Source organism: Serratia liquefaciens (genome assembly GCF_027594825.1).
GTDB classification, from domain to species: Bacteria; Pseudomonadota; Gammaproteobacteria; order Enterobacterales; family Enterobacteriaceae; genus Serratia; species Serratia liquefaciens_A.
This window is the reverse complement of sequence record NZ_CP088930.1, coordinates 4,747,555-4,760,821: the sequence shown is the minus strand read 5'-3', so window position 1 is coordinate 4,760,821 and position 13,267 is coordinate 4,747,555. Positions and strand designations below refer to the sequence as shown.

Genomic DNA, 13,267 nt, shown 5'->3' with positions numbered 1-13,267 from the left:
CCCGTCATTACTCGCCTTTAGCCGCTTTGAAAGCTTCAGCCATAGCGTTAGAGAAGTTGCTCTCTTCCTGTTTGTTGCTGTTAACAGTAGCGATTGCGTCTTTCTCGTCAGCTTCGTCCTTAGCACGTACGGACAGGCTTACTACGCGGTTCTTACGGTCAACGCCGGTGAATTTAGCTTCAACGTCGTCACCCACATTCAGAACCAGAGTTGCATCTTCAATGCGGTCGCGAGAGGCTTCAGATGCACGCAGGTAACCTTCTACGCCGCCTGCTAATTCAACTGTAGCACCTTTGGCGTCAACTGCAGTGACTTTACCAGTAACAATAGTACCTTTCTTGTTCATAGACAGGTAGTTATTGAACGGGTCTTCAGCCAGTTGCTTCACGCCCAGGGAGATACGCTCGCGCTCTGCGTCAACTTGCAGAACAACCGCTGCGATTTCGTCGCCTTTCTTGTATTCACGAACTGCTTCTTCGCCTGCAACGTTCCAGGAGATGTCAGACAGGTGAACCAGGCCGTCGATGCCGCCGTCCAGGCCGATGAAGATACCGAAGTCAGTGATAGACTTGATTTTACCTTCAACGCGGTCGCCCTTGTTGTGGGTTTCTGCAAACTGCTGCCATGGGTTGTTTTTGCACTGCTTCAGACCCAGGGAGATACGACGACGCTCTTCATCGATGTCCAGAACCATAACTTCCACTACATCGCCCACGTTAACAACTTTGGACGGATGGATGTTTTTGTTGGTCCAATCCATTTCAGAAACGTGTACCAGACCTTCAACGCCTTCTTCGATTTCTACGAAGCAGCCGTAATCAGTCAGGTTGGTAACACGACCAGTCAGCTTGGTGCCTTCTGGGTAACGTTTCGCGATAGCGACCCATGGATCTTCGCCCAGTTGCTTCAGGCCCAGGGAAACACGAGTACGCTCGCGGTCGAACTTCAGCACTTTAACAGTGATTTCGTCGCCAACGTTGACGATTTCGCTCGGATGCTTAACGCGTTTCCAAGCCATATCAGTGATGTGCAGCAGGCCGTCTACGCCGCCCAGATCAACGAATGCACCGTAGTCAGTGAGGTTCTTAACGATACCTTTAACTTCCATGCCTTCCTGCAGGTTTTCCAGCAGTTGATCACGTTCTGCGCTGTTCTCTGATTCGATAACCGCACGGCGAGAAACTACAACGTTGTTGCGTTTCTGGTCCAGCTTGATGACTTTGAACTCAAGCTCTTTGCCTTCCAGGTGCAGAGTGTCACGTACTGGACGCACGTCAACCAGGGAACCTGGCAGGAACGCACGAATACCGTTCAGCTCTACAGTGAAGCCACCCTTAACTTTGCCGTTGATAACACCGACGACAGTTTCAGCTTCTTCGTAAGCTTTTTCCAGCGTGATCCAAGCTTCGTGACGCTTAGCTTTCTCACGGGACAGCAGAGTTTCACCGAAGCCATCTTCAACAGCGTCCAGCGCAACATCAACTTCGTCGCCTACCTGGATTTCCAGCTCGCCCTGTGCGTTTTTGAATTGCTCAGCCGGGATGGCAGACTCAGATTTCAGACCGGCGTCAACCAGTACTACGTCTTTGTCGATAGCAACTACAACGCCACGAACGATGGAACCCGGACGGGTTTCGATTGTTTTCAGGGATTCTTCAAAGAGTTGAGCGAAAGATTCAGTCATGTTTAATCTTCAGGGTTCTATAGTTTAACGTCCATTTAGCATCCCGCCGAATGGGGTTGTTTCACATACCCCGCCATTGGCTCCATGCCGACAGGGTTTAGGTTACAGGGGTAAAATTTTACCCGATATAGTTCGATACTGCCATGACAAATATGACAAAAAGCCAATAACGCCGCCGCGCTTACTGCTGCGGCAACGCTAAAACTTCATGTGCATATGTCAGCGCACGCTGGATGACTTCGTCGATCGACATGCTGGTTGAATCCAGCACGAGGGCGTCGGAGGCCGGCACCAGTGGCGCAATAGGCCGATTACGGTCACGGTCGTCCCGTTCCTTTATCTCGGCTAAAAGACGTTCAAAGTTAACATTAAAGCCCTTTTCCTGCAACTGTAGCATGCGGCGGTGCGCGCGCTCTTCAGAACTGGCATCCAGGAAAATTTTTACCGGTGCATCGGGGAATACCACGGTGCCCATGTCGCGCCCATCGGCAATCAGGCCAGGGGCCTCGCGGAATGCACGCTGGCGGCGCAGCAAGGCTTCACGCACGCGCGGAAAAGCCGCTGCCTGCGAAGCGGTATTGCCGACGGTTTCAGTGCGGATCTCGTTGCTGACATCCTCACCTTCCAAAATCACCTGCAGTTTGCCACCTTCGGCAACAAAGCGAACATCGAGATGTGCGGCCAGGGGAACCAGCGCCTCCTCAGAAGTGATATCAACCTGATGATGCAGTGCCGCCAGTGCCAGTACGCGATAAATCGCACCGGAATCCAGCAAACGCCAACCAAGGGATTCGGCCAGCGCTTTACACAAGGTACCTTTGCCCGCGCCACTTGGTCCATCAACGGTTATCACCGGAGCTGTAGCCGTCATTTCTCTCTCCTTCAGGTAGAAAACCTCACAGGGACATAACCTGCCGTCAGCACAATGCGAAAGCATAATTAAAAGCGTCCCTGCCGCCTGCCCGGTCGGGGCAGTCACGGTGGCGCATTATACGCTGCCAAACGATTAACTGTTACCCTGGAACTGTCTGGTTGTTGAAAATAAGCGTATCTCCGCGCAAAAGTATAGTGGACGCCCCCAGCCAGCGGGCGTTAAAAACGATAAAGGCCCAATTAAGGGCCTTAAAAAAATGCATCTGACTGTGGAATTATGCCAATTGACTGATGCGCGCCAGCTGTTCGAAGTAATCCGGGAAGGTTTTCGCGGTACATTTCGGATCGAGAATGGTCACTGGGGTATCCGATAACGCCACCAGCGAGAAGCACATTGCCATACGGTGGTCATTATAGGTGCCGATATCGGCAAATTTCAGCTTAGCCGGCGGCACCACGTGAATGTAGTCTTCTCCTTCATCCACCTCAGCCCCCACTTTACGCAGCTCCGTCGCCATCGCCGCCAAGCGATCGGTCTCTTTCACCCGCCAGTTGTAGATATTGCGGATGGTGGTCGGGCCTTCGGCAAACAGAGCCGCGGTTGCAATGGTCATCGCCGCATCCGGAATATGGTTCATGTCCATGTCGATACCGCGCAGTTCACCGCGGCTGCATTCGATATAGTCATCGCCCCAGGTAATACGCGCACCCATTTTTTCCAGCACGTCGGCAAACTTGGTGTCGCCCTGAACGCTTTTTTTACCAATGCCGGTGACGCGCACAGTGCCGCCTTTAATCGCCGCCGCCGCCAGGAAATAAGAAGCGGAAGAAGCATCCCCTTCCACCAGATAATCACCCGGTGAACGGTAGGTTTGGCCACCGCTAATATGGAACACGCGATAGTTGTCGTGGCTGACTTCAACGCCGAAGGTGCGCATGAGATGCAGGGTAATATCAATGTACGGCTTGGAAACCAGCTCGCCCTTGATATGGATATGGGTGTCCTGTTCGGCCAGCGGTGCCGTCATCAGCAATGCGGTCAGAAACTGACTGGATACGCTGCCGTCCACGGTCACATCACCGCCGTTGAAACCACCGCGCAGGCGCAATGGCGGGTAATCGGTCTGCTCCAGATAATCAATCTGAGCACCGCCCTGACGCAGGGCATCCACCAGATGACCGATTGGGCGCTCTTTCATACGCGGTTCGCCGGTCAACACCACATCATTGCTGCCCAGGCACAGCGCCGCCGCCAAGGGGCGCATCGCGGTGCCGGCATTGCCGAGGAACAGCTCAAGCGGTTGACTGGCTACCAGCGGGCCGGCAACGCCTTCGACTTTACAGGTGGTGCGATCGTCTGACAGCTGGTAACTCACCCCTAACGCCTGTAACGCGTTCAGCATATGACGCACGTCATCGCTGTCCAGCAGGTTGGTCAGCGTTGTCGTTCCTTCCGCCAGCGCAGCCAGCAGCAGAGCACGGTTGGACACGCTCTTGGAGCCAGGTAAGTTGACGGTGCCATTGACCAAGGCAACCGGTTGTAACGTCAGGGAATCCACCATGTGAACAAAAATCTCCAAAATCTGATAAACGAAACGGCCCCGGAATAATGCCGGAGCCGCTTTAACGCAAAAGGACAACAGCGAAGGCTGCCTGCTCACTGCAGGCAACCGGGCTTAACCGTGACGACGTTCGAAGTCGACCATAAAGTCGGTTAATGTCTTCACGCCAGCCAATGGCATTGCATTGTAAATAGAAGCACGCATGCCGCCAACCACCCGGTGACCTTTTAACGCCTGCAGACCAATGGCCTCTGCTTCGCTGAGGAAGACTTTATCCAGCGCAGAATCTGCCAGTTGGAACGGCACGTTCATCCAGGAACGGTTGGCATGCGCCACCCGGCTGCGGTAGAAGTCAGAGCTGTCGATGGTCGCGTACAGCAATTCGGCCTTGGCCTGATTGCGTTTGTGCATCTCTACCAGGCCGCCCTGCTCTTTCAGCCATTTGAACACCAGACCGGACAGGTACCAGGCAAAGGTCGGCGGCGTGTTGAACATGGAATCGTTTTCGGCCAGCACGGTGTAATCGAGGATGGACGGGACTTCGCGACGGGCTTTGCCCAGCAGATCTTCACGTACAATCACCAGGGTCAGGCCGGCCGGCCCAATGTTTTTCTGTGCCCCGGCGTAAATCACGCCGAAACGGCTGACGTCCAGCGGCCCCGACAGAATGGTGGAGGAGTAATCGCCAATCACCACTTTATCGCCAAAGTCGGGTAGCTCATCGATAGCTACGCCATCGATGGTTTCATTCGGGCAATAGTGCACATAGGCCGCGTCATCGCTTAACTGCCACTCTTTCATCGGCTTGATGCCGAGCAGGCCGTCGACGTTGGTTTTCACGTCAATGGTGTTTGGCGAACAGTATTTTTGCGCTTCGGTGATGGCGCTGTGCGCCCAGTAACCGCCGTCGATATAGTCCGCGGTGGTTTTGTCACCCAGCAGGTTCAGCGGCAACGCGGCAAACTGCGCGCGAGCGCCACCGTGGCAGAACAGCACTTTATAATTGGAGGGGATCTTCAGCAGATCGCGTAGATCCTGCTCGGACTGCTGGGCAACTTCGATAAACTCTTTACTGCGATGGCTGATTTCCATCACCGAGGTACCGAGGCCGTGCCAGTTGCACAGCTCCTGTTCCGCACGACGCAACACTTCAACCGGCAGCATTGCCGGACCAGAGCTAAAATTATAAACCTGAGTCATTTCCCCTCACCACATTCACTATTCGCCAATGATACTGGCCTACCGAAATACGCCCGAAGTAACCCATCGGTTTTATCACTCACGCCCCCCGCCTGCAATGGTTATTCGCCCGACGCCGGGAAAGCCTTGAACGTGACGATAACAGGCTCTGCCAAATCACCGGTATTTTCTGCAATAAAACGCTGTGAAGGCGGCCAATTCAGTGGGTTAACACGGTTTTTTATGCTGTATTCAGCCAACATGGCTAGGGGGCGCGGCGGCCCCCGAAATGAAGAAAAGACACTCAGTATTGATTGAACATCTGCTGGATCTGTTTGGCGTCTTTGGTCTGTGTCAATGCCAACTGCAGCAAGATCCGCGCTTTTTGTGGGTTCAGCGTGCCGGCAGCGACAAAACCGAATTTAGCGTCATCCACTTCAGCGTCTTCGGTGGTCGAGCCGGTAGGCACTCTGGAGGAACGCACCACGGCGACACCGTTATGTGCGGCCGTCGCCAGCGTATCGAACACCGTTTTATACAAGTTGCCGTTGCCGACCCCGGCGCTGACAATGCCTTGATACCCCTCGGCGATCAAAGCCTTCGCAGGAGCATCGGAAGCATTGGCGTAATTGTAGATAATGCCCACCTTCGGCAATGCTGTCAGGCTGGACACGTCAAACGGAGTCTCGGTGGTGTGCTTGCGCTGCGGCGCACGCTGGTAATCAACCTTGCCGTTGTGGATGTAGCCAAGCGGGCCGAAATTGGGCGACTGGAAAGTCTGCACCGAAGTAGTATTGGTTTTTGTCACATCGCGTGCATCCAACACGCTGTCGTTCATCGCCACCAACACCCCGCGTTTCGCCGATTGCGGATCCGCCGCCGTCACCACTGCGTTATACAGATTGAACGGACCATCAGCGCTCATCGCCGTTGCCGGGCGCATTGCCCCGACGATCACCACCGGCTTGTCGCATTTGACGGTGAGATCCAGAAAATAGGCGGTCTCCTCCAGCGTGTCGGTGCCGTGGGTAACGACAAAGCCGTCCGTTTTGGCGCAGTCGGCGTTGATTTTCTTCGCCAGCTTCAGCCACACCTCATCGTTCATGTCCTGCGACCCGATGTTCACCACCTGCTCGCCCTGAATGTTGGCGAGGTTTTTCAGTTCAGGTACGGCGTTCACCAGAGCGTCAACGCCTAACTTGCCCGCCGTGTAGTTGGATTTTGTCGCCGATTCGCCACCGCCGGCAATGGTGCCGCCGGTCGCCAACAAGGTAATGGTAGGCAAGGCCAGCGCAGAACCGCTCGCCCCCGCCAACAGTAGCGCCACGGCGCTGAGTTTCACTGATTTCATTGAGTTTCTCCATGATAGATAACCCGCTGAATTATGGCCCTTATCCCTAAAAAAACTGTGACTTTACCACCGCTTTAGGAATACATGGAGCTTGCGCGTAAAACCCCGTATCATTGCGCGTTTTTAGTACGCTCAAAAAGTGAAGACAATGACGCAAACTTTTATCCCTGGCAAAGACGCTGCGCTGGAAGACTCTATCGCCCGTTTCCAACAGAAATTAAGCGACCTGGGTTTTAATATCGAAGAGGCCTCCTGGCTGAACCCGGTTCCTCATGTATGGTCGGTTCATATCCGCGATCGCGATTGCCCGCTGTGCTTCACCAACGGCAAAGGCGCCAGCAAAAAAGCTGCGCTGGCCTCCGCTTTGGGCGAATACTTCGAGCGTCTCTCCACCAACTATTTCTTTGCCGATTTCTATCTGGGTAAACAGATTGCCGAAGGCGACTTCGTGCATTACCCGAACGAGAAATGGTTCCCGATCCCAGCAGATGACTCGCTGCCGGCCGGTATTCTCGACGAGCGTCTGCACGCCTTCTACAACCCGGACCAGGAAGTCAACGCGAGCGATCTGATCGATCTGCAGTCCGGTAATGGCGATCGTGGCATTTGCGCCCTGCCGTTCTCTCGCCAGTCTGACCAGCAGACCGTTTACATTCCGATGAACATCATCGGTAACCTGTACGTGTCCAACGGCATGTCCGCCGGTAATACCGCCAATGAAGCGCGCGTGCAAGGCCTGTCCGAAGTCTTCGAGCGTTATGTAAAAAACCGCATCATCGCCGAATCCATCAGCCTGCCGGAGATCCCGGCCGAGGTACTGAATCGCTACCCTGGCGTGGTGGAAGCCATCGCCAAGCTTGAAGAAGAAGGTTTCCCGATCCTGTCTTACGACGCCTCACTGGGCGGCAACTATCCGGTGATCTGCGTGGTGCTGTTCAACCCGGCTAACGGCACCTGTTTTGCTTCGTTCGGCGCCCACCCTGATTTCGGCGTGGCACTTGAGCGTACCGTGACTGAACTGCTGCAAGGCCGCAGCCTGAAAGATCTGGACGTGTTCACCGCACCGACCTTCGACGACGAAGAAGTGGCGGAGCACACTAACCTGGAAACCCACTTTATCGACTCCAGCGGTTTGATCTCCTGGGATATGTTCAAGCAGGATGCAGACTACCCGTTTGTCGACTGGAGCTTCAGCGGCAGCACGCAGGAAGAATTCGCGACGCTGATGAGCATCTTCGACAAAGAAGACGCTGAAGTGTACATCGCCGACTATGAGCACTTGGATGTGTACGCCTGTCGCATCATCGTGCCGGGCATGTCCGATATCTACCCGGCGGAAGACCTGCTGCTGGCCAACAACAGCATGGGGGCGCACCTGCGTGATACGCTGCTGGCGCTGCCGGGCAGCGAGTGGGAGCCGCAGGAGTATCTGGCTCTGATCGAACGCATGGACGACGAAGGCCTGGACGACTTCACCCGCGTGCGCGAGCTGCTGGGGATTGCTTCCGGCAAAGACAACGCCTGGTCTACCCTGCGCATAGGCGAGTTGAAGTCGATGCTGGCGCTGGCCGGCGGCGATCTGGATCAGGCGCTGATCTGGGCCGAATGGACGCAGGACTTCAACTCCTCCGTTTTGAGCCCGGCGCGCAGCAACTACTACCGTTGTTTGCAAACCCTGTTGCTGCTGACGCAGGAGCCTGAACGCGATCCGGCGCAATACTACTCCGCCTTCGTGAAGATGTACGGTCAGGAAACGGTGGATGCAGCCTCTGCGGCCATCAGCGGTGAAGAACGCTTTAACGGCCTGTTCGCTGTCGATAGCGATCTGAAAGCCTTACCGGCACATCTGGCGCTGCTAGCGGCCTATGAAAAACTGCAGACCGCCAAGCGTCGCCATTGGGCGCAGGCATAATCTCAGTATCTGTGCGCCGGTGACCTTCTGCCGGCGCAACATCCTTGTCCCATAACAATATTAAAATTTTATTTTGGCGGTTAAATAACCTGTTTTCTGCTTTTATTTTTTCACCTAATTACGCACTTAACGGCAAACAAGATAAATAAAACGGCAGTTGTTACGGGCCGGTAAAATAATAATTAACCGATAATTAAACCTTGCCGCTCAGAAAGTGACAAAATGCGTTAAATTTTAACCTAGCAGGGGTTGGTACGGTCGTAAATTCAAAATTATTTGCAAACATTAAAAAAATGTTTTTGGTTAAAAATCAATGAATTAACTAAATAAACCTTGTGATTTATCTGGTTTTTGACCGTTTTAGTTTCCCGCCTTATGATCCAAATCAATTTTTACCCTATACTGCTTTGCTAGTATCTCATTGCGTTGTTTTAACCCTTAAAAGCGAGAGTTAGTGTGAAAGCTGACAACCCCTTCGATCTGATATTACCTGCAGCAACGGCGAAAATCGCTGAAGATGCAGGTGTGTATAAAGCCACCAAGCACCCGCTGAAAACGTTTTATTTGGCGATTACTGCCGGCGTCTTTATTTCAATCGCATTCGTATTTTATATCACTGCGACTACCGGCACTGCCGGTGTGCCTTTCGGCCTGGCAAAACTGGTCGGCGGCATCTGCTTCTCTCTGGGGTTAATGCTGGTCGTGGTTTCAGGCGCCGACCTGTTCACTTCCACCGTGCTGATTGTCATTGCCAAGGCCAGCGGCCGCATCAGCTGGTACCAGCTGGCAGCCAACTGGCTGAATGTCTATATCGGCAACCTGATCGGCGCCCTGTTCTTCGTCGCGCTTATCTGGTTCTCCGGCGAACACATGGTGGCCAACGGCCAATGGGGCCTGAACGTCCTGCAAACCGCTGACCACAAGCTGCATCACACCTTTGTTGAGGCCGTCTGCCTCGGCATCTTGGCTAACCTGATGGTCTGCCTGGCCGTGTGGATGAGCTACTCAGGCCGCAGCCTGATGGACAAAATGTTCGCCATGATCCTGCCGGTCGGCATGTTCGTCGCCAGCGGTTTCGAACACAGCATCGCCAACATGTTTATGATCCCTATGGGTATCGTGGTTAAAAACTTCGCCACGCCGGAATTCTGGCAAGCCATAGGGGCAGCACCCGAGCAGTTTGCTCATCTGACCGTAAGCAACTTTATCATCGACAATCTGATCCCAGTCACCATTGGCAACATCATTGGCGGCGGTCTGCTGGTTGGGTTGACTTACTGGGTAATTTATCTGCGCGGTGGTGAACAACAGCACTAAGCTGTTAGTTATCGCGCGCCGAGTTAGAACTCCACAATTAAAGGTAGGTGTATAATGACCGAACTTAACGAGAAGTTAGCCAAAGCTTGGGAAGGTTTCAGCAAAGGTGACTGGCAGAACGAAGTCAACGTTCGTGACTTCATCCAGAAAAACTACACTCCTTACGAGGGTGATGAATCCTTCCTGGCAGGCGCAACTCAGGCCACCTCCACCCTGTGGGAAAAGGTTATGGAAGGGATCAAACTGGAAAACCGCACCCATGCGCCAGTTGATTTCGACACCAACGTTGCCGCGACCATCACTTCCCACGACGCCGGCTACATCGCCAAAGAACTGGAAACCATCGTAGGTCTGCAGACTGACGCCCCTCTGAAACGCGCGCTGATCCCATTCGGCGGCATCAAAATGGTCGAAGGTTCTTGTAAGGTCTATGGCCGCGAACTGGATCCACAGCTGAAAAAAGTGTTCACCGAATACCGCAAAACCCACAACCAGGGCGTATTCGATGTTTACACCAAAGACATCCTGAACTGCCGCAAATCCGGCGTGCTGACCGGTCTGCCAGATGCATACGGCCGTGGTCGTATCATCGGTGACTACCGTCGCGTAGCGCTGTACGGCATCGATTTCCTGATGGCCGACAAACTGAACCAGTTCAAGTCTCTGCAGACCAAGCTGGAAAACGGCGAAGACCTGGAAATGACCATCCAGCTGCGTGAAGAAATTGCTGAACAGCACCGCGCTCTGGGTCAGATCAAAGAAATGGCTGCCAAATACGGCTGCGACATCTCTGGTCCTGCTACTACCGCACAAGAAGCTGTACAGTGGACTTACTTCGGCTACCTGGCCGCGGTTAAATCTCAGAACGGCGCAGCCATGTCCTTCGGCCGCGTGTCTACCTTCCTTGACGTGTTCATCCAACGCGACATCGATGCAGGCAAGCTGAACGAAGAGCAAGCGCAGGAACTGATTGACCATCTGGTAATGAAACTGCGTATGGTGCGCTTCCTGCGTACCCCTGAGTATGATGAGCTGTTCTCCGGTGACCCAATCTGGGCGACCGAATCCCTGGCAGGTATGGGCGTTGACGGCCGTACTCTGGTAACCAAAAACAGCTTCCGCTTCCTGAACACCCTGTACACCATGGGGCCGTCTCCAGAGCCAAACATGACCATCCTGTGGTCTGAAAAACTGCCTCTGAACTTCAAAAAGTACGCGGCTAAAGTGTCTATCGACACCTCCTCCGTACAGTATGAAAACGATGATCTGATGCGTCCTGACTTCAACAACGATGACTATGCCATCGCCTGTTGCGTTAGCCCGATGATTGTCGGTAAACAAATGCAGTTCTTCGGTGCTCGTGCCAACCTGGCGAAAACCATGTTGTACGCTATCAACGGCGGCGTTGATGAAAAACTGAAAATGCAGGTTGGTCCGAAAGAAGCACCAATGATGGACACCGTACTGGACTATGACAAAGTCATGGAACGTATGGACCACTTTATGGATTGGCTGGCCAAACAGTACGTGACCGCGCTGAACATCATTCACTACATGCACGACAAGTACAGCTATGAAGCTGCGCTGATGGCGCTGCACGACCGTGACGTTTATCGCACCATGGCCTGCGGTATCGCCGGTCTGTCGGTTGCGGCTGACTCCCTGTCTGCCATCAAGTACGCTAAAGTGTCCACCATCCGTGACGAAGACGGCCTGGCCGTAGACTTCAAAATCGAAGGTGAATACCCGCAGTTCGGTAACAACGATGCTCGCGTTGATGACATCGCCTGTGACCTGGTAGAACGTTTCATGAAGAAAATTCAGAAACTGCGTACCTACCGTAATGCGGTACCGACTCAATCCGTACTGACCATCACTTCTAACGTGGTCTACGGCAAGAAAACCGGTAACACCCCAGACGGTCGCCGCGCTGGCGCGCCATTCGGTCCAGGTGCTAACCCAATGCACGGCCGCGACCAGAAAGGTGCTGTAGCCTCCCTGACCTCCGTAGCCAAACTGCCGTTTGCTTACGCGAAGGACGGGATCTCCTACACCTTCTCCATCGTGCCAAACGCGCTGGGTAAAGACGACGACGTGCGTAAAGCCAACCTGGCGGGTCTGATGGACGGTTACTTCCACCACGAAGCTTCTATCGAAGGTGGCCAGCACCTGAACGTTAACGTGATGAACCGTGAAATGCTGCTGGACGCGATGGAAAACCCTGAGAAATACCCTCAGCTGACCATCCGCGTATCCGGTTATGCCGTTCGCTTCAACTCGCTGACCAAAGAACAACAGCAAGACGTCATTACTCGTACTTTCACTCAGTCGATGTAATAGCCCCATCCGGGCGGGGTTTCCCGCCCGGTAGTCAAGCTGAAATTCGGGGCCGGATCTTTCCGGCCTTTTTAGCAAATGCACTACCCTGACTCACCCAGAGTCTGTTTTGCCAGATAGCTATACTGAATGGAATTGGTGGATATCCGGCAAAACAGTTATCCGGCGTAATAACCGGCCAACAGGTATCGTTTCACCCCAGTCGTCGGGCCTTGCCCGGTTGCTGCATCGCTGATCCCTGGCTGGCGGTTATGAGCCTACTTTTAGACTGCGTTTGACAGTCAATATTGGAGAAAACCCCGCAATGTCAGTGAAAGGTCGCATCCACTCCTTCGAATCCTGTGGCACCGTAGACGGTCCGGGGATCCGCTTTATCGTCTTCTTCCAGGGCTGCCTGATGCGCTGCCTGTATTGCCATAACCGTGACACCTGGGATACCCACGGCGGGAAAGAAGTGACCGTAGAAGAGTTGATGAAAGACGCCGTCTCTTATCGTCACTTTATGAATGCTTCCGGCGGTGGCGTAACGGCCTCCGGCGGTGAAGCCATACTGCAGGCAGAATTCGTCCGCGATTGGTTCCGCGCCTGCCATGAAGAAGGGATCAATACCTGTCTGGACACCAACGGCTTTGTGCGCCGTTACGATCCGGTGATAGACGAACTGCTGGATGCCACCGATTTGGTGATGCTGGATCTCAAACAGATGAACGACGACATTCACCAGAATCTGGTCGGCGTTTCCAACCACCGCACGCTAGAATTCGCCCGCTATCTGGCGAAGCGCAATCAACGCACCTGGATCCGCTATGTGGTAGTGCCGGGCTGGTCCGATGATGACAAGTCAACGCACCTGCTGGGCGAGTTCACCAAAGACATGACCAACATCGAGAAAATCGAACTGCTGCCCTATCACGAACTGGGTAAGCATAAATGGGTGGCGATGGGTGAAGAGTACAAGCTGGACGGCGTCCATCCGCCGAAAGCGGAAACCATGGATCGCGTGAAAAGCATTCTGGAAAGCTACGGCCATAAAGTGATTTACTGAGCCCGTT

9 protein-coding genes are annotated in these 13,267 nt (G+C 53.8%); 4 read left to right on the top strand and 5 right to left on the bottom strand.

The genetic code is table 11. The features are described 5' to 3' along the window. Nucleotides 1-7: 7 nt before the first annotated feature. The 5 genes from rpsA to ansB all read right to left on the bottom strand — a co-directional run bounded on the left by rpsA (nucleotide 8) and on the right by ansB (nucleotide 6,649). Nucleotides 8-1,684 carry a 30S ribosomal protein S1 gene (rpsA, locus tag LQ945_RS21920; protein ID WP_182821503.1) on the bottom strand — a complete coding sequence of 559 codons (1,677 nt, stop codon included), beginning with the start codon at nucleotides 1,682-1,684 and terminating at the stop codon, nucleotides 8-10. 181 nt (nucleotides 1,685-1,865) lie between these two features. Beyond that, a complete protein-coding gene (cmk, locus tag LQ945_RS21915; RefSeq protein ID WP_020826129.1) occupies nucleotides 1,866-2,555 on the bottom strand; it encodes a (d)CMP kinase in 690 nt (229 codons plus the stop codon). A gap of 277 nt (nucleotides 2,556-2,832) precedes the next feature. Next, nucleotides 2,833-4,119 carry a 3-phosphoshikimate 1-carboxyvinyltransferase gene (aroA, locus tag LQ945_RS21910; protein WP_269933893.1) on the bottom strand — a complete coding sequence of 429 codons (1,287 nt, stop codon included), beginning with the start codon at nucleotides 4,117-4,119 and terminating at the stop codon, nucleotides 2,833-2,835. A 114-nt stretch (nucleotides 4,120-4,233) separates the two neighbouring features. Further along, nucleotides 4,234-5,319 (bottom strand): 3-phosphoserine/phosphohydroxythreonine transaminase, encoded by a 1,086-nt coding sequence (serC, locus tag LQ945_RS21905; RefSeq protein WP_020826127.1) that lies wholly within the window; start codon nucleotides 5,317-5,319, stop codon nucleotides 4,234-4,236. Between the two features lie 283 nt (nucleotides 5,320-5,602). After that, nucleotides 5,603-6,649 carry an L-asparaginase 2 gene (gene ansB / locus LQ945_RS21900; protein ID WP_044549525.1) on the bottom strand — a complete coding sequence of 349 codons (1,047 nt, stop codon included), beginning with the start codon at nucleotides 6,647-6,649 and terminating at the stop codon, nucleotides 5,603-5,605. Nucleotides 6,650-6,797: 148 nt separating this feature from the next. On the opposite strand from ansB, the gene ycaO reads away from it, so the two are divergent. From ycaO to pflA, 4 genes are all read left to right on the top strand, one after another. Next, nucleotides 6,798-8,561, top strand: a complete 1,764-nt coding sequence (gene ycaO / locus LQ945_RS21895) for a 30S ribosomal protein S12 methylthiotransferase accessory factor YcaO (RefSeq protein ID WP_270101726.1) — start codon at nucleotides 6,798-6,800, stop codon at nucleotides 8,559-8,561. Nucleotides 8,562-9,017: 456 nt separating this feature from the next. Next, nucleotides 9,018-9,878 carry a formate transporter FocA gene (gene focA / locus LQ945_RS21890; protein WP_020826123.1) on the top strand — a complete coding sequence of 287 codons (861 nt, stop codon included), beginning with the start codon at nucleotides 9,018-9,020 and terminating at the stop codon, nucleotides 9,876-9,878. Nucleotides 9,879-9,932: 54 nt separating this feature from the next. Continuing rightward, nucleotides 9,933-12,215: a formate C-acetyltransferase gene (gene pflB, locus LQ945_RS21885; RefSeq protein WP_182821511.1), complete on the top strand. Its 2,283-nt coding sequence runs from the start codon at nucleotides 9,933-9,935 to the stop codon at nucleotides 12,213-12,215. 304 nt (nucleotides 12,216-12,519) lie between these two features. After that, nucleotides 12,520-13,260: a pyruvate formate lyase 1-activating protein gene (gene pflA / locus LQ945_RS21880; protein WP_044549519.1), complete on the top strand. Its 741-nt coding sequence runs from the start codon at nucleotides 12,520-12,522 to the stop codon at nucleotides 13,258-13,260. Nucleotides 13,261-13,267 lie beyond the last annotated feature (7 nt).